At 56.5% G+C, this 260-nt stretch carries 1 rRNA gene; it reads left to right on the top strand.

The features are described from left to right. Positions 1-260, top strand: a 16S ribosomal RNA gene (locus SB773_RS32760); the annotation flags it as partial.

Raw genomic sequence — 260 nt, 5'->3', positions numbered from 1 at the left:
CTGTCAAGCTAGAGTGCAGGAGAGGAAGGTAGAATTCCCGGTGTAGCGGTGAAATGCGTAGAGATCGGGAGGAATACCAGTGGCGAAGGCGGCCTTCTGGACTGACACTGACACTGAGGTGCGAAAGCGTGGGTAGCAAACAGGATTAGATACCCTGGTAGTCCACGCCGTAAACGATGTCGACCAGCCGTTGGGTGCCTAGCGCACTTTGTGGCGAAGTTAACGCGATAAGTCGACCGCCTGGGGAGTACGGCCGCAAG

The sequence above is a fragment of the Bacillus sp. SIMBA_074 genome (genome assembly GCF_046534555.1).
GTDB lineage: Bacteria > Bacillota > Bacilli > Bacillales > Bacillaceae_G > Bacillus_A > Bacillus_A mycoides.
This window is presented reverse-complemented; position numbering and strand designations above follow the sequence as displayed.